Source organism: Amycolatopsis lexingtonensis (assembly GCF_014873755.1).
Classification (GTDB): domain Bacteria; phylum Actinomycetota; class Actinomycetes; order Mycobacteriales; family Pseudonocardiaceae; genus Amycolatopsis; species Amycolatopsis lexingtonensis.
In genome coordinates, this window is the sequence record NZ_JADBEG010000001.1 from 8,921,919 (window position 1) to 8,943,555 (window position 21,637).

General features: G+C 71.9%; 23 protein-coding genes. 11 read left to right on the plus strand and 12 right to left on the minus strand.

Annotated features, from left to right (window positions below; translation table 11 throughout):
- The first annotated feature begins 43 nt into the window (after positions 1–43).
- Complete coding sequence (locus tag H4696_RS41595) at positions 44–514, plus strand: DUF4262 domain-containing protein (RefSeq protein ID WP_086858075.1); 471 nt, start codon at positions 44–46, stop codon at positions 512–514.
- A gap of 346 nt (positions 515–860) precedes the next feature.
- On the opposite strand, the gene H4696_RS41600 is transcribed toward H4696_RS41595, so the two are convergent.
- From H4696_RS41600 to H4696_RS41610, 3 genes are all read right to left on the minus strand, one after another.
- Positions 861–1,580 carry a GntR family transcriptional regulator gene (locus tag H4696_RS41600; RefSeq protein ID WP_086858074.1) on the minus strand — a complete coding sequence of 240 codons (720 nt, stop codon included), beginning with the start codon at positions 1,578–1,580 and terminating at the stop codon, positions 861–863.
- A gap of 1 nt (position 1,581) precedes the next feature.
- The gene (locus H4696_RS41605; protein WP_192782813.1) at positions 1,582–2,328 is read right to left on the minus strand and encodes an aspartate racemase/maleate isomerase family protein; all 747 of its coding nucleotides are present in this window, start codon (positions 2,326–2,328) and stop codon (positions 1,582–1,584) included.
- 134 nt (positions 2,329–2,462) lie between these two features.
- Positions 2,463–3,203 (minus strand): maleate cis-trans isomerase family protein, encoded by a 741-nt coding sequence (locus tag H4696_RS41610; protein ID WP_086865617.1) that lies wholly within the window; start codon positions 3,201–3,203, stop codon positions 2,463–2,465.
- 104 nt (positions 3,204–3,307) lie between these two features.
- Here H4696_RS41610 and H4696_RS41615 point away from each other — a divergent pair, with 104 nt between their 5' ends.
- From H4696_RS41615 to H4696_RS41625, 3 genes are read left to right on the plus strand one after another with little or no spacing between them, the layout of a single operon-like run.
- Positions 3,308–4,306, plus strand: a complete 999-nt coding sequence (locus H4696_RS41615; protein WP_086865616.1) for a D-2-hydroxyacid dehydrogenase — start codon at positions 3,308–3,310, stop codon at positions 4,304–4,306.
- Positions 4,303–5,676, plus strand: coding sequence for an amidase (locus H4696_RS41620; RefSeq protein WP_192782814.1), 1,374 nt, complete (start codon positions 4,303–4,305; stop codon positions 5,674–5,676). The genes H4696_RS41615 and H4696_RS41620 overlap by 4 nt, the downstream gene beginning before the upstream one ends.
- Positions 5,677–5,732: 56 nt before the next feature.
- Complete coding sequence (locus H4696_RS41625; protein ID WP_086864051.1) at positions 5,733–5,990, plus strand: hypothetical protein; 258 nt, start codon at positions 5,733–5,735, stop codon at positions 5,988–5,990.
- On the opposite strand, the gene H4696_RS41630 is transcribed toward H4696_RS41625, so the two are convergent.
- The gene (locus H4696_RS41630) at positions 5,987–7,213 is read right to left on the minus strand and encodes an MFS transporter (RefSeq protein WP_086864052.1); all 1,227 of its coding nucleotides are present in this window, start codon (positions 7,211–7,213) and stop codon (positions 5,987–5,989) included. The two genes, H4696_RS41625 and H4696_RS41630, sit on opposite strands and share 4 nt — an antisense overlap.
- A gap of 70 nt (positions 7,214–7,283) precedes the next feature.
- Positions 7,284–7,805, minus strand: a complete 522-nt coding sequence (locus H4696_RS41635) for an ArsR/SmtB family transcription factor (protein WP_086864053.1) — start codon at positions 7,803–7,805, stop codon at positions 7,284–7,286.
- 96 nt (positions 7,806–7,901) lie between these two features.
- On the opposite strand from H4696_RS41635, the gene H4696_RS41640 reads away from it, so the two are divergent.
- Positions 7,902–8,861 (plus strand): aldo/keto reductase, encoded by a 960-nt coding sequence (locus tag H4696_RS41640; protein ID WP_086864054.1) that lies wholly within the window; start codon positions 7,902–7,904, stop codon positions 8,859–8,861.
- Here the strand turns inward: H4696_RS41640 and pqqB are convergent.
- The 6 genes from pqqB to H4696_RS41670 all read right to left on the minus strand — a co-directional run bounded on the left by pqqB (position 8,858) and on the right by H4696_RS41670 (position 13,269).
- Positions 8,858–9,685, minus strand: coding sequence for a pyrroloquinoline quinone biosynthesis protein PqqB (gene pqqB / locus H4696_RS41645; RefSeq protein WP_086864055.1), 828 nt, complete (start codon positions 9,683–9,685; stop codon positions 8,858–8,860). The two genes, H4696_RS41640 and pqqB, sit on opposite strands and share 4 nt — an antisense overlap.
- Positions 9,682–10,746 carry a pyrroloquinoline quinone biosynthesis protein PqqE gene (gene pqqE, locus H4696_RS41650; protein WP_086864056.1) on the minus strand — a complete coding sequence of 355 codons (1,065 nt, stop codon included), beginning with the start codon at positions 10,744–10,746 and terminating at the stop codon, positions 9,682–9,684. The genes pqqB and pqqE overlap by 4 nt, the downstream gene beginning before the upstream one ends.
- Positions 10,737–11,003: a pyrroloquinoline quinone biosynthesis peptide chaperone PqqD gene (gene pqqD, locus H4696_RS41655; RefSeq protein WP_086864057.1), complete on the minus strand. Its 267-nt coding sequence runs from the start codon at positions 11,001–11,003 to the stop codon at positions 10,737–10,739. Before pqqD ends, pqqE begins: the two co-directional genes overlap by 10 nt.
- Entirely contained in the window at positions 11,000–11,689 is a 690-nt protein-coding gene (gene pqqC / locus H4696_RS41660) for a pyrroloquinoline-quinone synthase PqqC (RefSeq protein WP_086864058.1), read from the minus strand. The genes pqqD and pqqC overlap by 4 nt, the downstream gene beginning before the upstream one ends.
- Before the next feature lies 1 nt (position 11,690).
- Positions 11,691–11,777, minus strand: coding sequence for a pyrroloquinoline quinone precursor peptide PqqA (gene pqqA, locus H4696_RS41665; RefSeq protein WP_086864059.1), 87 nt, complete (start codon positions 11,775–11,777; stop codon positions 11,691–11,693).
- Positions 11,778–11,904: 127 nt separating this feature from the next.
- Entirely contained in the window at positions 11,905–13,269 is a 1,365-nt protein-coding gene (locus H4696_RS41670) for a WS/DGAT/MGAT family O-acyltransferase (protein ID WP_086864060.1), read from the minus strand.
- Positions 13,270–13,388: 119 nt separating this feature from the next.
- On the opposite strand from H4696_RS41670, the gene H4696_RS41675 reads away from it, so the two are divergent.
- From H4696_RS41675 to H4696_RS41700, 6 genes are read left to right on the plus strand one after another with little or no spacing between them, the layout of a single operon-like run.
- Entirely contained in the window at positions 13,389–14,528 is a 1,140-nt protein-coding gene (locus tag H4696_RS41675) for an NAD(P)/FAD-dependent oxidoreductase (RefSeq protein WP_086864061.1), read from the plus strand.
- 44 nt (positions 14,529–14,572) lie between these two features.
- Positions 14,573–16,195: a thiamine pyrophosphate-binding protein gene (locus H4696_RS41680; protein ID WP_276328956.1), complete on the plus strand. Its 1,623-nt coding sequence runs from the start codon at positions 14,573–14,575 to the stop codon at positions 16,193–16,195.
- Positions 16,192–18,225, plus strand: coding sequence for a hydantoinase/oxoprolinase family protein (locus tag H4696_RS41685; RefSeq protein WP_086864063.1), 2,034 nt, complete (start codon positions 16,192–16,194; stop codon positions 18,223–18,225). The genes H4696_RS41680 and H4696_RS41685 overlap by 4 nt, the downstream gene beginning before the upstream one ends.
- On the plus strand, positions 18,222–19,922 hold the full coding sequence (locus H4696_RS41690) for a hydantoinase B/oxoprolinase family protein (protein ID WP_086864064.1): 1,701 nt from the start codon (positions 18,222–18,224) through the stop codon (positions 19,920–19,922). The genes H4696_RS41685 and H4696_RS41690 overlap by 4 nt, the downstream gene beginning before the upstream one ends.
- A 1-nt stretch (position 19,923) precedes the next feature.
- A complete protein-coding gene (locus H4696_RS41695; RefSeq protein WP_086864065.1) occupies positions 19,924–20,718 on the plus strand; it encodes an SDR family NAD(P)-dependent oxidoreductase in 795 nt (264 codons plus the stop codon).
- Positions 20,715–21,392, plus strand: coding sequence for a GntR family transcriptional regulator (locus H4696_RS41700; RefSeq protein ID WP_086864066.1), 678 nt, complete (start codon positions 20,715–20,717; stop codon positions 21,390–21,392). Before H4696_RS41695 ends, H4696_RS41700 begins: the two co-directional genes overlap by 4 nt.
- Here the strand turns inward: H4696_RS41700 and H4696_RS41705 are convergent.
- The gene (locus H4696_RS41705) at positions 21,347–21,586 is read right to left on the minus strand and encodes a hypothetical protein (protein WP_249027188.1); all 240 of its coding nucleotides are present in this window, start codon (positions 21,584–21,586) and stop codon (positions 21,347–21,349) included. The two genes, H4696_RS41700 and H4696_RS41705, sit on opposite strands and share 46 nt — an antisense overlap.
- Positions 21,587–21,637: the final 51 nt, after the last annotated feature.

Below are 21,637 nucleotides of genomic sequence, written 5' to 3' on the forward strand. Positions count from 1 at the left end.
CCGGCACGGTGGCCACAAGCCCACCGAGGGGGAGGAGAAACCGATGTGCTGGCAATGTGAAAACCCGGATCGGCCACAGTCCGATTACCTGACGATGCTCCAGGAGAAGGTGGCCGACCGGGGCTGGCTCGTGCAAGGCGTGGAGGGCAACGAGCTGTATCCGCCGTGGGCCTACACGATCGGGCTCAGCGGGTACGGCCTGCCCGAACTGGTCACGACCGGCTTACCGCTCGAGGAAGCCGCCGAACTGCTCAACGACCTCGCGTCGCACGCGCTGCACGCGTCGCCACCCGAGCCGGGGGAGCGCATTCCGCTGCGGGACGGTCCGCTGGTCGAGGTCGTCCCGCTGACGGAGCCGTCGGCGCACCTGGTGTTCGCGGTCGCCCTGTACGGCCCGGAAATCCGTGCGCTGCAACTGGTCCACGCGGACGAGCAGGGCCGCTGGCCGTGGTCGCCCGACTTCCGCGACGGCAGAGGCGGCCAGCCGGTGCTGGGGGTGCGCCGTGCCGGCTGACTGCGCGTGCAGAGTGCCCAGGAACTGCTTCCCGATACCCGTGCCGGCGGTCCACGCGCGCGTGCCGTCCGGCCGGGTGGGGATGGTGACCGTCCGGCTGGACGAGCCGGCCTGGGTGGACGAGCGCGGTGCCTGGACGGACGAAACGGCCGGCCGGGCAGGGGAATCGGCCGCGTGGCGGGCCGAACCGGCGGCATCCGTGGACGAGCCGGCGGCGGCGGAACCGGCCGCGGACGAGCGGGCCGCGGCGTCGGAGGAATGGGCGGACGAGCCGGGCGACGAGGTGCGCGGGCCGTCCGTCACGGTCCGCGTGTCGCCCCTGCGGTCGCGCTTGGCGGCCTTCCGGTCACGCGTTTCCCGGTACCGGCGGCGCGTGCCCGTCCCGGAGGCTGGTGCCGGGCGCGAGCCGCTGCACCGCGTCCTCCATGTGCGCCTCGAGGAGTGCCAGCGCCGTCTCCTCGTCGCCGTCCCGCAGCGCCTGGATGAGCTTCGTGTGCTCTTCCACGCGTTCTTCGACCCGCTGGTAAGTGCCCTGCAGCGCGGTGAGGCACATCCGCGTCTCGATGAGGAGCGTCCGGGCCATCCGGACGAGCCGCTTGCTGCCGGAAGCGTCGATGAGGGCCTCGTGGAACTTGAGGTCCGCGGTGGAGAGCGCGTTCGGATCGTCTTCACTGGCGGCGGTCGCCATCTCCGCGACGGTGTGTTCGAGCAGGTCCGCGATCCGGTCACGGTCCCCGCCGCGCAGCGCGCGAAGCATGGCGGCGCGTTCGATCGCCGTGCGAGCTGCGTAAATGTCGTAGACGTCCCCGGGCTCGAGGTCGATCACGAACAGCCCGCGGTGCCGCTCGCTGCGCAGGAGTCCCTCGGAGACCAGATGCTGCATGGCCTCCCGGAGCGGCCCCCGTGACACCTGGAACCGTGCGGCCAGCTCGGTTTCGCCGAGCTGGGTCCCGGGCGGGAGGGCGCCGGTCATGATCGCGTCACGCAGCTGACGGGCGATGACGGCGGCCGTCGACTCGCGGCTGACCGGCTCGATCTCGGGCAGCATGCCCGGCGGCAGGGCCATGTCAGGCGCTCCCGTCCGGCAGATGCCGGAAGAGGGCGCCGAGCGAGCGGACGAGGCGGTGCCGCCCGGTCAGGCGCAGCCCCTCCCACACCGTGACCTGGTTGGCGGTCAGCACGGGCTTCTTCAGCGCGGCTTCGATGGCGTTGATCTCGGCGAGGGTCCGCATCGCGGTGTCCGGCACGAAGACGGCGTCGGCGTCGTCGTGGTCGTGGCGCACGGCGAGCTCGACGACGGCCTCCGGGCTCATGGCGCCGACTTCGGCGGCCGTGATGATGTCCGCGCTGGCCATGGACACGACCTCGATGCCGCCGGTCTTGAGGAAGTCGACGAACAGCCGGGCGATGTCGTCCGGGTAGCTGGCGGCCACGGCGACCCGCTTGACGCCCAGGGCGTGCGCGGCGTGCACGAACGCGAAGGAGGTGCTGGAGGCCGGGACCCCGGCGACGGCGGACAGGCGGTCGGCCTGGTCACGGGCGCCGTCCCAGCCGTAGACGAAGCTGCCGCTGGTGCAGGCCCAGATGATCGCGTCGGGCTCGTGCTTCTTGAGCAGCGCGGCGCCGTCGGCGAGGCGGCTTTCGCTGCCGAGGTCGAGCAGTTCGGCCACCGCGTGCTTGTCGGTGCCGTAGATGTGCTCGACCGCGAGCCGGATGTCGCCCTCGTCGGCGGCCATGCCGCCGAGCAGCTGCTCGGCCAGCCGGTAGTCGTCTTCGGCCGCGTGGTCGGGGTAGATGAAACCGATGGTGGTCACGGAACCTCCGGAGGGACGCAAATTGTCGACAATGCTAGAGGGGTGGTCAAGGAAAACCTTCACGACCTGCCGGGCGCTCCCCGACATGTTCGTCCACGTCGAAGTCGCTCCGGGCGCCGGGCGGGCGCGTTCTCTCAAGACACGTCACGAAGCCACTTCCCGGGTCCGACGATCGGGAGGCCCATCCGACGCAGGCACGCCCACATCGTCAGCTGGTTGGCGGTGAGCACCGGCTTGCCGAGCGCGGCCTCCAGCGGCTCGATCAGGTCGTAGGTGGGGAGGTTGGTGCAGCTGACGAAGATCGCTTCGGCCTCGCCGTGGTCGGCGGCGAGGATGCGCTCGGCGATGGTCCGGTAGCTGACCTTCCAGATGCCGCCGCCCAGCCCGAGGTGGTCGCTGGCGACCGTCTCGACGTTCAGCTCGCCCAGGAAGTCGTGCAGGGCCTGGGTGAGGTCGCCGTCGTACGGCGTAAGCACCGAGACGCGGTGCAGGTCGAGCTGGTGCAGCACCTCGGCCAGCGCGCCCGAGGTGGTGACCGCGTCCGGCGCGCCCGCGTCGCAGATCGCCTTCGTCAGCGAGCGCTCGTAGTCGACGCCGTTGACGAAGCTGCCGGACGTGCAGAGGTAGGCGACGACCTCGGGCTCGACGTGCAGGACGTCGCGGGTGGCGCTGGCCAGGTGGTGGCTGTCGCTGACGAGGCGTGCCATCTCCATGCTGACCGGCACCGGTTCGTACGGCGTGCGGGCGAGGTGGAGGGACACCTCCATCGGGACCCAGCGCCAGAGTTCGCGCTCCAGCGCGAGGTCGAACGGGGCGATCACACCGATGCCCCGCTGGGCCAGCGGGCCGTCGAACGCCAGGAAGTCGAAATCCAAGGCTCAGCCTCCGGAATACGTCTGCACTTGATGACACGTCCGGTGCTCCGGGGGTCGTTCCTCGGATTGTTGACAATCATACGAGCCGCTTTTACCGTGTCAACGTGATCGCCTCGGAAAACCAGGAAGCTCCGGTCCTGGCAGTGCTCTGTGGCGAGCACCGCCCACCGGACATGCGTGCTGTCGAATCCGGGGCGGTCGTGCGTTACACGGACGCCGCGGGTCTGGCCGAAGCGTTGTCCGGAGCGGACGCGTTGTTCGTCTACGACTTCCTCTCCACGGCCGTGCCCGGAGCCTGGCACGCGGCCGATCGCCTGCGCTGGCTGCACATCGCGAGCGCGGGCGTCGACCCGGTGCTGTTCCCCGGGCTGGTGGAAAGCGACGTGGTCCTGACGAATTCGCGGGGAGTCTTCGACGACGCCATCGCGGAGTACGTGCTCGGCGTCGTCCTCGCGTTCGCGAAGGACTTCGCGCGGTCGCACGACCTGCAGCGCGAGGGCCGCTGGCTGCACCGCGAGAGCGAGCGGATCGCCGGGCGCGAGGTGGTGGTCGTCGGCACCGGGCCGATCGGCCGGGCCATCGCGCGGCTGCTGCGCGCCGCCGGGATGCGGGTGAGCGGAGCCGGGCGCCGGGAGCGCACCGGGGACCCCGACTTCGGTGTCGTGCACGAGTCCGCGCGGCTCACCGAGGTGCTGCCGCACGCCGACTACGTCGTCGCCGTGGCGCCGCTGACCGAGCACACCAAAGGCATGTTCGACGCGCGCGCGTTCGCCGCGATGAAGCCGTCGGCGCGGTTCGTCAACGTCGGGCGGGGCGAGCTGGTCGTGACGTCCGACCTGGTCGACGCGCTCCGGAGCGGGTCCATCGCCGGCGCCGCGCTCGACGTGTTCGACACCGAGCCGCTGCCGCCGGAAAGCCCGCTGTGGACCCTGCCGGACGTGCTGGTCTCGCCGCACATGTCCGGTGACTTCGTCGGCTGGCGGAACACGCTGGTCGAAGTGTTCGCGGAGAACTTCCGCCGCTGGCGCGCCGGGGAACCGCTGCGCAATGTCGTCGACAAGACGCTCGGCTACGTGCCGTCGGGGAACCAGGGAGCCGGATGAACGACAGGATGCTGACCGCCAGTGAGCTCGTCGCCGCCTACGCGACCGGCGAGCTTTCGCCGATCGAGGCGACGCAGAACGCGCTGCAGGCCATCGAAGCCCGGGACGGCGAGTGCAACGCCTACTGCCTCGTCGACGCCGACCAGGCGCTGGAGCAGGCCAAGGCGTCCGAGATCCGCTGGCGGGACGGGAACCCGATCGGCTGGCTCGACGGCGTGCCCGCGTCGATCAAGGACATGTTCCTCACGCAGGGCTGGCCGACCGTCCGCGGCTCGCAGAGCATCAGCCCGGACCAGCCGTGGGACGTCGACAGCCCGGTCGCCGCGCGGATGCGCGAGGCGGGCCTGGTGCTGCTGGGCAAGACGACCACGCCCGAGATCGCGTGGAAGGGCGTCACGGACAGCCCGCTGTGCGGCATCACGCGCAACCCCGTCGACCCGTCCAAGACGGCCGGCGGGTCGAGCGGTGGCAGCGCCGCGGCGGTCGCGGCCGGGATGGGCGAACTGTCGGTCGGCACCGACGGCGGCGGCTCGGTGCGGATCCCGGCGTCGTTCTGCGGCATCGTCGGGCTCAAGCCGACGCACGGCCGCATCCCGCTGTACCCGGCGAGCCCGTTCGGGCCGCTCTCGCACGCCGGGCCGATGGCGCGCTCGGTGGACGACACCGCGCTGCTGCTGGACGTCCTGTCGATTCCGGACCACCGCGACCCGGCCGCGCTGGCGCCGCCGGTGGCGTCGTTCCGCGAGGCCGTCCGGCGGGACGTGCGCGGCCTGATCGCGGCGTTCTCGCCGACGCTCGGCTACGTCGACGTCGACCCGGAGGTGGCGGCGATCGTCGCCTCGGCGGTGTGCGCGCTGGGTGACGCGGGACTGCACATCGAGGAGACCGACCCCGGTTTCGCGGACCCGAAACCGGCGTTCGACATCCTGTGGTCGTCGGGCGCGGCGAAGCTGCTCGGCACGTTCCCGCCGGGCTCGGAGGAGCGGACTGACCCGGGCCTGCGCAAGGTCTGGGAGCTCGGCAAGACGTGGAGCGCGAGCGACTACCTCGACGCGACGGCCGAACGCGCGGCGCTCGGCATCCTGATGGGCGAGTTCCACACGCGCTACGACGTGCTGATCACCCCGACCCTCCCGATCGCGGCGTTCGAGGCGGGCCACAACGTGCCGCCGGGCAGCGGGCTGAGCGAGTGGCCGGAGTGGACGCCGTTCACGTACCCGTTCAACATGACGCAGCAGCCGGCGATCAGCGTCCCGGCGGGGCGGACGTCGGAGGGGCTGCCGGTGGGCCTGCAGATCGTCGGCCCGCGTCACTCGGACGACCTCGTGCTCGCCGTCGCGAAGCTGCTGGAGGAAGTGCGGCCCTGGTGACCCCCTTAGGGTGAACCGGCGGCCGGAGCGGGGAAAGCTGTGCCACTGTCGGCCGGGTGAACGCTGAAGTCTGGCGCTACGAACGGGCCATCGCGACCACCGACGCGACCGGGCAGCCCGCCCGGGTCGTGGTCGGGCTGGTCGAGCAGGGCGACCGCTTGTCGGCGGCCCTGCGCGTGGACGACGGCAAAGCCGCTCTCGTACCCCTGGAAATGGGTGGCGAGCTGCTGAAGGCGCTGCGCGAGACCCTGGAGAGCTGGTGGCGTCTCGACGGCCGCCGTGACCTGGCCCCGGAGCCCCGCGCGAGCCGTTAACCCAGGTCTGCCGGGCTCCGGCGCCGGCGGACCAGGCCACGCACCTGGGGGTTGACGGCTACGACCGCGGTCGCCGCGACGACCAGGGCCGCGCCCCCGAGGAGGGTCGCTTCGCGGCCGGCGTGCTCGGCCAGCGGGCCCGCGGCGATCTGGCCGAGCGGCATCGCGACGAACGAGCCGAGCATGTCGTAGGAGTACACCCGGGCGAGCTTCTCCGGCGGGATGTTCTCCTGCAGCGACACGTCCCACGCGACGGCGAACTGCTCGATCGCGACACCCGCGAGGAACATCGCGAGCAGCAGCGGCAGCAGGTACGGGGTCTCCCCGAGCGCGAGCATCGGCAAGGCATCGACCATGACGAGCGCGACGCCGATCAGGAGCATCCGCCGCGGCTGCCAGTGCGCCGCGATGACGCCGCCGAGCAGCGAACCGGCCGTCTGGACGGCCAGCGCGAGTCCCCAGCCGGTGCGGCCGAAGGTGTCGTCGGCGACCAGCGGGCCGATCACCAGCAGCGCGCCCGCGTTCACCGCGTTGACCACCATGAACTGCAGCACCACCAGCCACACCCACGACCGTGCGCGGAACTCCCGCCAGCCTTCGCCGAGTTCGGCGAGGGGACGGCTGCCGGGCACCCGTTCGCCGCGCGGCAGCCGGATCCGGCGGTACGCCAGCGCGGCGGCGAGGAACAGCACGGCGTTGCCGCCGAGCGCCCAGCCGGACCCGGCGAAGGCGACCAGGATCCCGGCGAGCCCGGCCCCGGCGATGCGGCCGACGTTGGAGAGCAGCCGGACCAGCGCGTTCGCCTGCGCGAGCTGCGACGCCGGGACGGTCAACGGCGTCAGCGAGGCGGCGGCGGGGAGGGAGATCGCCGAGACCGCGCCGTTGACCAGGCTGAGCCCGACCAGCAGCGGGATGGACGCGAAGCCGCAGAGGACGCTCGCGGCGATGGTGGCCTGGGTAAGCGCGGCGGCGGTCTCGGTGCCCTGCAGGATCACCGACCGCGGCAACCGGTCGGCCAGCATCCCGCCGAACAGCACGAGCAGCACGTTGGCCAGCGACCGCGCGCCGACGACGATGCCGAGGTCCACGGCCGAGCCGGTCAGGTCGACGACGGCGAAGGCGAGCGCGAAGGGCGCGACGGCGTTGGCGAAGTCGGCGAACGTCCGGCCGGTGACGAGGGCGCGGAAGCGGTCTTCGCGCAGCGGGGCGAGCAGTGGGATCACGGGACTGGTCCGATTCTGGGAGCGGGTGGTCGGGGATCGGGTGCGGAACAGTGGTTGCCGGACAGCGCGCTCATCGAGGCTCCGCCGAACCTGCCGTCAGCTCGAACAGGGCGACGCTCGCGCTGACCCGGACCGTGCCCGGCGTGCGGGGCGGCTGGGCCGCGTCGTGCAGCTCCCGGCTCAGCTCCGTCGCCTGCTTCAGCAACCGCGCCCACACCTCCGGGGCCACCCACAGCTCGGCGTCGGTCAGGGACGCCGGTCGCCGCCCGGCGCGCGAGTCCGCGCGGCGCAGCAGCTCCGTCGCGACCGCCTTCGTCAGCAGCCGCTCTTCGCCCGGGTCGCGGCTCGTGAGGCGCTTGCCCGACTCCGGGTCGTGCCGGTACCGCTTCGCGCGGCCGCCCCGGATCCGGACTTCCTCGGCCACCTCCAGCAGGCCCGCGTCGTGCAGGCGGCGGAAGTGGTAGCTGGTGTTCGCCTGCGTCTCGCCGAGTTCGCGCGCGGCTTCGGCGGCGCTCATCGCCGTACCCGTCAGGAGCGACAGGATGCGCATGCGGAGCGGGTGGGCCAGTACCCGGAGGTGGTCGTGGGGCATGGGAGCAGTCTGCCACCACTGTCAAAGAGTTATTTGGGGGTTTCGTTGGCCGGGATGAGCGGTGCAGTGGTCCGATGTCTGTGCTGTGCTGGACGCATGCGTACGACGATCTTGGGCCGCAGCGGCCTCGAAGTGTCGAAGATCGCCTTCGGCACCTGGCAGCTGGGCGGCGACTGGGGCGCGTTCGACGAGGACACCGCGTTCGCCGCGATCCACCACGCGCGCGACCTGGGCGTGAACTTCTTCGACACCGCGCAGGCCTACGGCCGCGGCCGCTCCGAGGTGCTGCTCGGACGTGCGCTCCGGCACGCGGACGACGTCGTCATCGCCACCAAGGGCGGCATCAACCCGCGCGCCGAACGGCCGCGCGACTCCCGCCGCGCGTGGCTGACCAAGGGGCTCGACGAGAGCCTGCGCAACCTCGGCGTCGAGCACATCGACCTCTACCAGGTGCACTGGCCGGACCCGGACACGCCGGCCGCGGAGGTCGCCGGGCTGCTGCAGGAGTTCGTCGACGCCGGGAAGGTCCGGCACGTCGGCGTCTCCAACTACACCGCGGAACAGCTACGCGCCTTCGACAGGACGCGGCCGGTCGAGACGCTCCAGCCGCCGTACCACCTGTTCCGGCGCGGCCTCGAGACCGATCCGCTGCCGTACGCCCGCGAGCACGACATCGGCGTCTTCGTCTACAGCCCGCTCGGCAGCGGCCTGCTCACCGGCGCGCTCACCCCGGACACGACGTTCGAGGCCACTGACTGGCGCTCGAAGTCCAGCGCCTTCCAGGGTGACAACCTGCGCCGGAACCTGAAGATCGTCGACGAGCTCAAGGCGTTCGCCACGCAGCGCGGCCTCGAAGTCGGGCAGCTCGCCATCGCCTGGGCGCTCGCCCGGCCCGGAGTGCACGCCGCCATCGTGGGCGCGCGCAGACCGGCGCACATCGAGGCGAGCATCGCCGCCGCCGATGTCGTGCTGACATCGGATGACTTGGCCGAGATCGACCGGATCGCCGCCGACGCCGTCCAGGTGGCCGGGGCCGCTCCCGAGGGCATCGTCTAGAGCGAAAACTCCGTGCCGTCCGGAGGCAGCAGGGCACCCGCGGCACGCGCGGCGGCGTGCTCCGCGGACGCCGGGTCCAGCACCGGGTTCGTGTTGTTGAGGTGGGTGAACGCCCAGGGCCGCCCGGCGATCCGGGCCAGGCTCGCGGTGATCGGCAGGTGCCCCATCGCGAGCTGGTCCGGTCCGCCGACGCCGGCCATTTCGTCCGGCGCGTAGAACGTCCCGTCCAGCAGGACGAGGTCCGCGTCCGCGACGAACGCGTCGAAGCCGGCGGGCCAGCTCTTCAGGCAGGGCGCGTAGACCAGCACGCCGCCGGTCGCGCGGTCCTCGATCCGGTAGGCGACCACCCACGGGCCGGTTTCGGTGGCGGAAACGTACTTCGGCTTCTTGTCGCTCACCGGCAGCACCCGGACCCGCAGCCCCGGCAGGTCCGCCGGGGGAGACCACGTCCAGCCGCCGTAGCCGTCGACGATCTCGCGGAACGGGGTCAGCGCCCGCAGCACCGCGTCCGGCGCCCACACCGGGAGCCCGCCCGCCTCGCGGAGCATCAGCAGGCCGAGCGAATGGTCGAGTTCGGCGTCGGTGAGCAGCACCCCGCGCAGCGGGATGTCCCGCGGGCCCGGTCCGGCGCGCAGCGCGGGCGTCCCGAGGATCTGCGCGCGGATGTCCGGCGAGCAGTTGAGCAGGAACCAGCCGTCGCCGTCCGCGCTGATCGCGACGCAGTCCTGCGTGCGCGGCGGCAGCCCGGCCGTGCACAGGCGGCACGCGCAGTTCCACTGCGGACAACCGCCGCCCGCCGCGGTGCCGAGCAGGATCACCTTCACCGGCGCATCACCATGTCCGCGACCGGAGGCCGGCTGAGCACCAGGTCGACGACGTCCCGCCGCGGCGACCGCGAGCACACCGGGTCGGTCGCCGCCGCGTCGCCGGTGAGCAGGAACGCCTGGCAGCGGCAGCCGCCGAAGTCGAGGCCGCGGCGGTCGCAGGTGCGGCACGGCTCGGTCATCCAGTCCTCGCCGCGGTAGGCGTTGAACGACTCCGAGCGGTACCAGATGTCGGCCAGCGACGTGTCCCGCACCGAGGACAACCGCAGGGTGGAGATCGCCGACGCCGCCGGGCACGGCAGCACGGTCCCGTCCGGTGCCACGGTCAGCTGCCGCGCACCCCAGCCGTACATGCACGGCTTCGGGTACGCCTCGTGGTAGTCCGCGACGACGTACACGATCTCCATGGTGCCGCGCAGCCGTGCGACGGCCGCGCGCACGATCGGCTCGGCGATGGCGAGCTGCTCGGCCGTCGGCATCAGCGCGTCTCGGTTGCGCAGTGCCCAGCCGTAGTACTGGGTGTTCGCGAGCTCCAGGCGGTCCGCGCCGATCCGCTCGGCCAGTTCGATGATCCCGGCGAGCTGGTCGTGGTTGCGCCGGTGCAGGACGACGTTGAGCGACAGCGGCAGTCCGGCGGCCTTGACCGCGGCGGCCGCGGCGAGCTTGTGGTCGAACGCCCGCGCGCCGGCCAGTTCGTCGGAACGCTCCCGTATCGACCCCTGTGCGGACAGCTGGACGTGCGCCAGTCCGCGCTCGACGAGTCCGGACAGCCGCGCGGACGTCAGCCCGAGTCCGGACGTGACCAGGTTGACGTAGCAGCCGAGCGAACTCGCGTGCGCCACCAGCTCGGGCAGGTCCGGGCGGAGCAGGGGTTCGCCGCCGGACATGTGCACCTGCAGCACGCCCAGCTCGCGTGCCTGGGACAGCACCGACAGCCAGTCCGCGGTGGACAGTTCGGCGTCCCGCTTGGTCAGCTCCAGCGGGTTGGAGCAATAAGGACAGTGCAGCGGGCAGCGGTGCGTCAGCTCGGCGAGCAGGCCCAGCGGCGGGGTCACGTCCATGCGACGACCCGCCGTTCGCCCAGCCGCGCCAAGACGTCGAGGACGTCCTGCTCGCGGACGCCGGTGTAGCGCTGCTCCAGCACCGCGGTGATGTCCGTGACGGTCCGGGCGCCGTCGCAGAGTTCGAGCACCGCGGCCGCGGTGGCGTTCGGCACGAGGACGCCTTCCGGGAACAGCAGCACGTGTGTTTCCCGGACGTGGTCGAACGACAATCGGACACCCCGCCGGAGCTGCGGCACCGCGCTCGCCGTGATCACCGCGCCGCCCGTTCGACGGCGTCCAGCATGGACCACAGGACATCGCACTTGAACGACAGTGCGGCGATCGCCCGGTCCTGCTGCTCGCGCGTCACGCAGTGGCGGACGACGATGTCGAGCGTGTCCTTGCCTTCGCCGGCGACCTTGTCGATGCGGTTGGTGAAGTAGGCGAGGTCCGCGGGCGCGATCCACGAGTAGTGCGCGAGCATGTCCGCGACGCGCTGCCGCATCAGGTGGCCGGCGAACATCTCGGTCAGTCCGGAAGCGACCGCTTCCCACCACGGCTTCGTGCGCGCGAAAGTCACGTACGCGTCGACGGCGAACCGGACCCCGGGGGCGACGTGCCGCTCGTCGAGCACCTCTTCGCGGTCGAGGCCGACCGCTTCGCAGAGCCGCAGCCAGCGTTCGGTTCCGCTGCTGCCGGCGCTCGTCCCGTCGTGGTAGACGATCCGGTCGAGCCACTGGCGCCGGATCTCCGGCAGCGGGCAGTTGCTGATGATCGCCGCGTCCTTCTGCGGCAGCACCTGCTGGTAGTACCAGCGGTTCGCGGCCCAGGTCCGCAGTTCGTGCGCGTCGAGCTCGCCCGCGTGCAGCCGGTGGTGGAACGGGTGCGCGCCCCAGTACCGGTGCGAAAGACCGCGCAGGGCCACGATGAACGCGCTTTCCGCGAGCGGCTCGACGGGCACGTCAGTCCGCCATGCGAGCCGCGTAGGCGGTGACCTCCATGGGGGTTTCGTATTCGACGAAGTCGGGAGTCGTCCACACCTCGGTCATTTTCCTGCTCCTCTCCCGGGAACTGATCGCCGTCACGGTAAGAGCGCGGCCGACCGGCTGGCCAGGGTTTGGCCCGGAGGTTCGGAAAGTTTCCTTCCGATGGCGCAGTGCGGTGCCGGTCAGCGGGCTACCGGACCGCCGCTTCCAGTTCGACCAGCGCCGTGTCGAGGTGCGTCAGGATCCGCTGCAGGTGCGGCACGCTCCGGCGGCAGCCGGTGACGCCGAAGTCGAGGTTGTCGCCGTTGCTGGTCAGCGTGATGTTCACGGCCTGGCCGTCGAGCAGCACCGACGCCGGGTAGATGCCGTCGAGCTGGGCGCCGTTCCAGTACATCTGCTTGCGCGGCCCGGGCACGTTCGAGATCACCAGGTTGAACGGCGGCCGCGTGTTGTTGACGACGCCCGGGATCGGCGAGACGCCGAGCTGCGCGACGTTAACCGCCGATAACAACAGTGTCTGCAACGGCGTCAGTTCCGAGAACAGCCGCTTGCCGTTGCGCATCGACTGGTGGATCGTGACGAGCCGCTTGCCCGCGTCCGGCAGGTCGGTGGCGAGGTTGCACAGCAGCGCACCGATGTTGTTGCCCGCCGCTTCGCCGGGATCGTTCTGGCGTCGCAACGACACCGGCACCATCGCGACGAGCGGCGCGTCCGGCAGCGCGCGCTGCTCGATGAGGTAGTCCCGCAGCGCGCCGGAGCACATCGCGAGCACGACGTCGTTGCGCGACACCCCGCCGGCGGTCGCCACCTTCCGGACCCGCTCCAGCGACCACGACTGCGCCGCGAACCGGCGCGCGCCGCCGATCGGCACGTTGAGCATCGTGCGCGGTGCCTGTCCGGGCAGCGTTAACGTGTGTTCACCGAACGCTTCGCGCGCGACCTTCATCGCGGCCGGCGCGAGGCTCGCGAGCTGGTTGGCGGTCTTGCCCGCGGTCTGCAGGAACGAGCGCGGGCGCTTGACGCGGCCTTCGCCGGGCTTGCGCCGGCTGCCCCACCACGGCGGGCAATCCAGGTCCGCGGGGTCGTCCGAGAGCGTGCCCTGCAGCTGGCGCAGCGCGGAGACGCCGTCCATCAGCGCGTGGTGGACCTTGGTGTAGACGGCGAACCGCCCGTCGGCGAGACCTTCGATGAGGTGGGTCTCCCAGAGCGGCCGGTGCCGGTCGAGCAGGGTGCTGTGCCAGCGGCTGGTGAGTTCCAGCAGTTCGCGGACCCGGCCCGGCTGGGGCAGCGCGGAGTGCCGGAAGTGGTAGTCGAGTTCGAGGTCGGCGTCGGTCGACCAGGCCACGTGTCCCATCGTGTTGACCGGACGGGCCGGGCGGCGCCGGAACACCGAGCGCATGTTGTCGGACTCGAGCAGGTTCCGGCGGATGTCGCGCAGGTAGTCCGGCCCGGCGCCGTCGGGTTTCTTGAACAGCTGCAGACCGCCCACGTGCATCGGATGCTCGCGCGTTTCGACGAGGAGGAACATCGAGTCGGTCACGGGCATCATCGCCATCGGGCATCACCTTCCGCACTCGGCAGGCCGACTCTACGCGCTCGGCCGCCGTGGGTGGATCACGTTCTACATTGGCGAGTATGACCGTCCGCGGGCCTGGGGAAACTTCGTTGCCACCGATGGCCGAATGCGTCGTGATCGGTGGCGGTGTGATCGGTGTGAGCTGTGCGTTCCGCTTGGCGGAAGCCGGCGTCGACGTCCTGCTCCTGGACCGCGGCGGGCTCGGCGAAGGCTCGACGGCGAAGGCCGCGGGCGGCATCCGGTCGTCGTTCACCAGCCGCGTGAACGTCGAACTGGGCCTGCGCGGGCTCGCCGCGTACAGCGCTTTCTCCCGCGACTTCGGCGTCGAGATCGACTTCCGCCGCGACGGGTACCTGTACCTGCTCACCGACCCCGCGGACGTCGACGCAATCGGACATTGCGCGGAGCTGCAGCGGGAGTACGGCGTCCGCAGCCACCTGCTCGACCCCGCGGAAGCGAAGGGTGTGCTCCCGCTGCTCGAAACGGACGGGATCGTCGCCGCGCTCTGGTCTCCGGACGACGCGAAGGCGACGCCGGACGCGGTCGTGCGGGGCTACGCGAAGGCGGCGCGGGCGTGCGGCGCGCGGCTGCGGGCCGGCGTCGAAGTCACCGGGATCGAACGGGACGGTGGCGTCCTGACGGGCGTCCGCACGACCGCGGGGTTCGTCCGGACCGGCGCGGTGGTGTGCGCGGCCGGCGCGTGGTCGGGGCGGATCGGCGAGCTGGCCGGTCTGGACCTGCCGGTGCGGCCGTTCCGGCGGCAGGTCGTGTTCACCGGGCCGGTGGCAGGGCTGCCGGAGTCGCTGCCGCTGACCATCGAGCTGCCGGCGGCGTTCTACTTCCACCGCGAAGGTGCGGGTCTGGCGATGTCCGTTTGCGAGGACGACGGCTTCCCGGGGTTCGACACGCGCTACGAGGCGGGCGAATGGCTGCCCCGGCTGGCCGAGGTGGCGGGCCGCCGGATCCCCGCCGTGCTCGACGCGGGGATCCGCACGGCCTGGGCCGGGTTGTACGAAGTCACGCCCGACCGCAACCAGATCGTGGGGGAAAGCGTCCTGCTGTCGCGGTTCCTCTACGCGACCGGTTTCTCCGGGCACGGGTTCCAGATGGGCCCGGCGGCCGGCGAGCTGATCCGGGACCTCTACCTGGGCCGGCCGACGGCGGTGGACATCTCGGGACTGGATGTCCGGCGGTTCGAAAGCGCCGATACCGCACCGGTCGAGCGCCACATCGTCTAGGGGTCGATTGCCAGATCGTTCAACGATCTGGCAGTATCCGCGCCGTGGCTGTGAGTGGTGCACGGGAGCTGGTGGACGCGCTGGAAGCGCTCGGGACCGAGATCGTTTTCGGCCTCCCGGGGGTGCACAACCTGCCGTTGTGGGAGGCGTTGTCCGAGACCGGCATCAAGCTCGTCGGGGTGCGCCACGAACAGACCGCGGGCTACGCCGCCGACGGGTACGCGCGCGCGACCGGGAAGCTCGGTGTCGCCCTCGTGACCACCGGGCCGGGCGCGGCCAACACGCTCGGCGCGGTCGGCGAAGCGATGGCTTCCGCGGCTCCGGTGCTCATCATCGCCACCGACATCCCGTCGACCCTGCGACGTCCCGGCGTCGTGCGCGGCGTGTTGCACGAGACCTCGGACCAGCAGGCCATGTTCGCGCCGGTGACCAAGGGCGGCTTCACCGTGCGGGCGGCCGACCAGATCGGCACCACCGTGCACCGCGCGGCGCGGCTCGCGCTGCAGCCGCAGAGCGGGCCCGTCTACCTCGGCGTGCCGACCGACTACCTGCGCGAGACGGTCCCGCACCGCCGTCCGCCGGCACCGCACCGCAAGCCCGACGTCGACGTTCCCGATCTCGCGCGGGCCGAGGCGATGCTGTCCGACGCGCGGCAGCCGCTGATCTGGGCCGGCGGTGGCGCGCTGCGTTCCGGGGCCGGCGACGCGATCGGTGTGCTCGCGGAGAAGCTCGCCGCGCCGGTGATCACCACCTTCGCCGCCCGCGGGCTGCTGCCGCTGGACCACCCGTGCCTGGCGCCGAACCCGGTGCACACGCCGGAGGTCGGCGAGCTGTGGGACGAGGCCGACGTCGTGCTCGCCATCGGCACCGACTTCGACGGCCTGATGACGCAGAACTGGCGGATGCCGAAGCCGCCCCGGTTGATCGCGGTCAACGTCGACGCCGACGACGCCGCCAAGAACTACGCGCCCGACCTGACGCTGGTCGGCGACGCGCGGTCGATCGTCGAACGGCTGCTGCCGAAGCAGCGGCCGGGGCTCGACGACATCACCCTGCGGCTGGCCGGCATCGGCCGCCGGGTGCGCCAGCGGATCCGCGACGAGGAGCCGCAGGCCTACGACTTCCTGTCCACTTTGGACGAAGTGCTGCCGACCGACGCCGTGCTGGTGTCCGACATGTGCGTCGCCGGGTACTGGGTCGGCGGCTTCCACCGGGTGCGGGCGCCGCGCAAGCTCGCCTACCCGATGGGCTGGGGCACCCTCGGCTACGGCTTCCCGGCGTCGCTCGGCGCGGCGGCGGCCGGCACCGGGCGGGCCATCTGCATCACCGGCGACGGCGGGTTCCTCTACGGCTGTGGCGACCTCGCGACGCTCGCGCAGGAGCAGCTGCCGGTCACCGTGGTGCTGGTCGACGACGGCGGCTACGGGATGCTGCGCTACGACCAGGACCGCGAGGGCGTGCCGCACCGCGGGGTCGACTGGGACAGCCCGGACTTCGTCGGTCTCGCGCGCTCTTTCGGCGTGCACGCCGACCGCGTGTCCGGCTTCGGGCGGGCGTTCCGGCGGCTGCTCGGCGAGTTCGTCGAGTCGGACGAGCCGAACGTGCTGGTGGTGAAGGCCAAGCTGAAGCCGCCGCTGAACACGTCGCCGCGGTGGTACCGGACATGAGGATCGGCGTCGACATCGGCGGCACGTTCACCGATCTCTGCGCGGTGGACGACGCCGGCATCGTCGCCGTCGGGAAGGTCCTGACCACGCACGACGGGCCCGCGCGCGCGGTCGAGGATGGACTGGCCGCGCTGCTCGCGGACGCCGGGATCGCCGCTACCGGCGTGACGCAGGTGGTGCACGGGACGACGCTGGTGACCAACGCGCTGATCGAGCGCACGGGTTCGCGCACGGCGTTGCTCGCCACCGCCGGCTTCCGCGACGTCCTGGAGATGCGCCGCGAGCACCGTTACGAGCTCTACGACCTGCACCTCGAACTGCCCGCGCCGCTGGTCCCGCGGCACCTGCGCTTCGACGTTCCGGAGCGGATCTTCGCGGACGGAGCCGTCCGGACCGCGCTCGACGAGACTTACGTTGTAAGGCTAGGGCGGGAACTGGCGGACCGCGGAATCGAAGCGGTCGCCGTCTGCTTCCTGCACGCGTTCACGAACCCCGCGCACGAACGGCGGGTGGCGGAGATCCTCGCCGAGGTCGCGCCCGGTCTGCGCGTCGCGCTCTCCTCCGACGTCGTACCCGAGATCCGCGAGTTCGAGCGCGCGTCGACGACGGTCGCGAACGTCTACGTCCAGGACCTCACCGAGCGCTACCTGCGCGACCTCGAACGCCGGTTGCGGCGGCTCGGGATCGCCGGGGCGCCGCACATCATGCTGTCCAACGGCGGCCTGGCGACCGTCGGCACCGCGGCCCGGCACCCGATCCGCATCCTGGAGTCCGGCCCGGCGGGCGGCGCGCTCGCGGCGGCCGCGGTCGGCCCGCCCGACCTGCTGGCCTTCGACATGGGCGGCACGACGGCGAAGCTGTGCCTGATCGCGGGTGGCGCGCCGCTGGTCACGCACCAGTTCGAGGTGGACCGGAAGTACCGGCTGCTGCCCGGTTCCGGCCTGCCGGTGCAGGTCCCGGTCACGGACATGATCGAGATCGGCGTCGGCGGCGGGTCGATCGCGCGCATCGACGCGCTGGGCTTGCTGACCGTCGGGCCCGACTCGGCGGGGTCCGAGCCCGGCCCGGTCTGCTACGGCCGCGGCGGCACCGCGCCCACCGTCACCGACGCCGATCTGGTGCTCGGCTACCTCGACCCGGGCTACTTCCTCGGTGGCGGCATGCCCCTGGACGCCGAGGCCGCCAGGGCGGTGCTCCGGAGGGCGATCGCCGATCCGCTCGGGGTGAGCGTCGAAGAGGCCGCCTGGGGTATCCACACCAGCGTCAACGAGGACATGGCGAACGCCGCGCGCGTGCACGCGGTCGAGCGCGGGCACGACCCCGCGAAGCTGCCGATGTACACCTTCGGCGGCGCGGGCCCGGTGCACGGCGCCGGTGTCGCACGGGCGCTCGGGGCGCCGTCGGTCGTCGCGCCGCCCGCCGCCGGCGTGCTGAGCGCGGCCGGGTTCCTCACCGCGCCGCTGGCGTTCGACTTCGTGCGCTCGGCCCGCGCGGCCGTGCACGAGCTCGCCTGGGACCAGGTCGACGCCCTGTTCGCCGAGATGGAGGCCGAGGGCGAAGCCCTGCTGGCGAAGTCCGGGGTCGCCGACGTGACGCACCGCCGGATCGCCGAGATGCGCTACGCCGGGCAGGGCTACGAGATCCGCGTTCCGGTGCACGGCGGCAGCTGGCCCGAGACGCTGATCGAGGAGTTCACCCGTACCTACCGCGCGCTCTACCGGCGGAGCGGACCCGAGGTCGGCGTCGAGGTGCTGAACTGGCGGGTCGTCTCGAGCGGGCCGGCGCCGGACGTCACCTTACGGCTTAAGGCACAGGCGACCGGGGGTGAAGCGCGCAAGGGCACCCGACCGGCGTATTTTCCGGCCGCCGGTAGATTTGTCGACACGGCGATCTTCGACCGGTACCGGCTCCGGCCGGGGACGCGGATCGACGGGCCGGCCATCGTGGAGGAACGCGAGTCCACAGTGGTCGTTCCGCCGGGAGCCCACTGCGTCGCCCGGGAAGACGCCGCGCTGGAGGTGACGGTGTGAGCGTCGACCCCATCCTGGCCGGGTTGTTCGGCAACCGGCTGCACTCGATCCTCGCCGAGCAGCAGAACGCGCTCGTCAACACGGCTTTCTCCGCCGTGGTGCGGGAATCGCTCGACCTGGCCTGCGCGGTGTTCGACTCCCGCGGCGAGATGATCGGGCAGTCCGTCGGCGGCACGCCGGGGCACATCAACGCGATGGCGACCGGCATGCACCACTTCGTCGCGGCCTACCCGCCGGAGACGCTCGAACCCGGTGACGTCCTGCTCACCAACGACCCGTGGCAGACCGCCGGGCAGATCAACGACATCACGGTGGCGACGCCGGTGTTCCGCGACGGCCGGGTGGTGGCCTGGTTCGCGTCCTGCTGCCACGCGCCCGACATCGGCGGCCGGCTGGTGTCCGCCGAAGCCCACGAGGTCTTCGAAGAGGGCCTTCGGCTGCCGATCCTGAAGTTCCTGCGCGCGGGCGAGGTCAACACCGATCTGGAACGGCTGATCCGGGCCAACGTGCGGACGCCGGAGGAGACCATCGGTGACCTGTACGCACAGGTCACCGGCAACGAGGTCGGCGCCGCCAGCCTGCTGCGGCTGCTCGACGAGCTGGGCCTCGACTCGCTCGACGAAATAGCCGCCGAGCTCATGGACCGGTCCGAAAAGGCGCTGCGGGACGCGCTGCGCGAACTGCCGGACGGCGTCTACACCAACGAAATCGCCACCGACGGCTTCGACGACGAAGAAGTCGTCCTGCGCGTGAAGGCCACTGTGGACGGCGACGAGATCCAACTCGACTTCGCGGGTTCGTCACCGCAGAGCCGGCGCGGGATCAACGTCGTGCTGAACTACACGCGGGCGTACGCGTCTTTCGCGGTCAAGGCGGCGATCTCGCCGGAGGTGCCGCACAACGCCGGGTCGTTCCGGCCGGTGCACGTCACCGCGCCCGAAGGCTCCGTGCTGAACTGCCTGCCGCCCGCGCCGGTCGCGTCGCGGCACCTCATCGGGCACTTCCTGCCCTCGCTGCTGATCGGCGCGCTGCCCGGCGCCGCGATCGCGCCGAGCGCGGACGCGCTGTGGATGACCATCTGGCGGGGCCACGGGTTCATGCTCAACGTCTTCCAGACCGGCGGCATGGGCGCCCGGGCGGGCAAGGACGGGCTCAGCACCACGGGATTTCCCAGCGGCCTGCGGTCGACGCCGACCGAGGTCATCGAGACGATGGCGCCGCTGGTCCAGTTTTCCCGGGAGCTGCGGGCGGATTCCGGCGGCGCGGGCCGGTGGCGCGGCGGACTCGGACAGGTGACCACGATGGGGTCACGCGGCGGGGATTCCTGGAGCGTGAACGGGAACGTCGACCGCGTGCGGGCCGCCGCGTCCGGAGTGGACGGCGGCGCCGCGGGGGCACCCGGACGGTTCGGGTTGCGCGAAGGTGCCGACCTGCCCGCGAAAAGCCGGGTGACACTGGCTCCCGAGTCTATTGTGGACGTCACGCTGCCCGGTGGTGGCGGCTACGGGCCGCCGCGCGAACGGCCGGTGGCGGCGGTCCTCGCCGACGTCGTCGAGGGGTACGTCTCGGTGGCGGCGGCGCGTGAGGTGTACGGCGTCGCCGTGCGGTACCTCGGGAGCCCGGACGCGCTCGTCCGGCTGCCCGAGGACTACGCGGTCGACGAAGAGCGGACAGCACGACTGAGAGCGGGGAAGTGACATGGGTCGGTTGGCCGGCAAGGTGGCGGTCGTCTTCGGCGGCGCGCGGGGCATCGGCCTCGCGACGGTCAAGGAGTTCCTCGCCGAGGGCGCGACGGTGTACGCCGCCGACATCCGCGAGCCCGCGGAAGAGATCGGCGGGTACCGGCACTCCACAGTGGACGCCACCGACGAGGCCGCCGTGGCCGCGTTCGTCGACGGCGTCCTCGCCGAGGCGGGCCGCGTCGACGTGCTGTTCAACAACGTCGGCGTCCACCTCGCCAAGCCGCTGGCCGACACGACGGTGGCCGAGTTCGACCACATCTTCGCGCTGAACGTCCGTGCCGCCTTCCTCGGCACCCGCGCCGTGCTGCCGCACATGATCGAGCAGCGGGCCGGGAGCATCATCACGACGTCGTCCAACGGCGGCGTGATGGGCCGCCCCGGCGACCCGGTGTACAACGCCACCAAGCACGCGTTGGTCGGGCTGATGAAGTCGGTCGCCGTCGCCCACGCGCACCAGGGCGTCCGGGCCAACACGGTGAACCCGGGCGCGATCGACACCGAACTGCTGCGCGGCACCCTCGCCTCGCCGGACGACTTCGAGACCAAGCAGCACCAGCTGGTCGCGAGCACGCCCGCGGCGCGCGTCGGCGAGGCTTGGGAGGTCGCGAAGGCGGTCGTGTTCCTGGCCAGCGACGAGTCGAAGTTCATCAACGGCGTCGTCCTGCCGATCGACGGCGCGAAGGCGGCGGGTGCCATGCCGGGCAACCGGTACAGCCTCGACTTCGACCTCGGCGTCGGGGTCGTGCCATGACCGTCGACGCCTCGGGGCTGGGGAGCGAGCGGCACCTGCTGGAACGCAGTGGCACCGCCGAACGGGTCGCGGCGATCCTGCGCCAGTACATCACCGACGGCGTCTTCGCCCCCGGTGAACGCCTGTCCGAGCCGGTGATCAGCTCGGCGCTGGGCGTCTCGCGCAACACGCTGCGCGAGTCGTTCCAGCTGCTGGCCCACGAACGGCTGGCCGTGCACGAGCTCAACCGCGGGGTTTTCGTGCGCGAACTGACCACCGACGACATCGAGGACCTCTACGTCGTCCGCCGCGCCACCGAGTGCGGTGCCCTGCGCCGCGCCGCCGAACTGCCCGCGGTGGACCTCTCCGGGCTGCAACGCGCGCTGGAGGACGGGCGGACCGCGGCCGAAGCCGAGGACTGGCTCGCGGTCGGCACCGCCAGCATCCACTTCCACCAGGCGCTGGCGGACCTGGCCGGCAGCGAGCGGCTGTCCGCGACGATGCGCCAGGTGCTCGCCGAGACGCGGCTGTTCTTCGTGCTCAACGAGAACACGCGGGAGTTCTACGAGCCGTTCCTCGACTACCACGAACGGATCCTGCGCGACCTGCGCCGCGGCCGGTTCGACGCCGCGGCGGCCTCGCTCGACCGCTACCTGCGCGACGCCGAAGCCCGGCTGCTGGAGCTGAGTTCGTAGGGGACGACGACGGTGACCGGGAACGGCCGCCGGTAGACCGTGACGCGGTAGATCCCGTCGGCGCCGGCCGACCAGCCGAGCCGCAGGACCGTCCGGACGACGGAACACACGGCGTACCCCGCCGGGGCGGGACGGGCTTCCGCGGGCGGCGGGACGGCGAGCAGCACGACGGCCACCGCCGCAACGGTCGTCACGCGTCCTCGGAGCACCAGCCCACTCAACCTTGAGGGCGGGCCGCACCGGAA

Bases quoted from the DNA above. Each gene is read 5' to 3' on its own strand.
- H4696_RS41595 (WP_086858075.1), top strand. From the start codon at position 44: ATGTGCTGGCAATGTGAAAACCCGGATCGGCCACAGTCCGATTACCTG.
- H4696_RS41600 (WP_086858074.1), bottom strand. From the start codon at position 1,580: ATGGCCCTGCCGCCGGGCATGCTGCCCGAGATCGAGCCGGTCAGCCGC.
- H4696_RS41620 (WP_192782814.1), top strand. From the start codon at position 4,303: ATGAACGACAGGATGCTGACCGCCAGTGAGCTCGTCGCCGCCTACGCG.
- H4696_RS41635 (WP_086864053.1), bottom strand. From the start codon at position 7,805: ATGCCCCACGACCACCTCCGGGTACTGGCCCACCCGCTCCGCATGCGC.
- H4696_RS41640 (WP_086864054.1), top strand. From the start codon at position 7,902: ATGCGTACGACGATCTTGGGCCGCAGCGGCCTCGAAGTGTCGAAGATC.
- pqqE (WP_086864056.1), bottom strand. From the start codon at position 10,746: ATGGACGTGACCCCGCCGCTGGGCCTGCTCGCCGAGCTGACGCACCGC.
- pqqA (WP_086864059.1), bottom strand. From the start codon at position 11,777: ATGACCGAGGTGTGGACGACTCCCGACTTCGTCGAATACGAAACCCCC.
- H4696_RS41670 (WP_086864060.1), bottom strand. From the start codon at position 13,269: ATGGCGATGATGCCCGTGACCGACTCGATGTTCCTCCTCGTCGAAACG.
- H4696_RS41675 (WP_086864061.1), top strand. From the start codon at position 13,389: ATGGCCGAATGCGTCGTGATCGGTGGCGGTGTGATCGGTGTGAGCTGT.
- H4696_RS41685 (WP_086864063.1), top strand. From the start codon at position 16,192: ATGAGGATCGGCGTCGACATCGGCGGCACGTTCACCGATCTCTGCGCG.
- H4696_RS41695 (WP_086864065.1), top strand. From the start codon at position 19,924: ATGGGTCGGTTGGCCGGCAAGGTGGCGGTCGTCTTCGGCGGCGCGCGG.
- H4696_RS41700 (WP_086864066.1), top strand. From the start codon at position 20,715: ATGACCGTCGACGCCTCGGGGCTGGGGAGCGAGCGGCACCTGCTGGAA.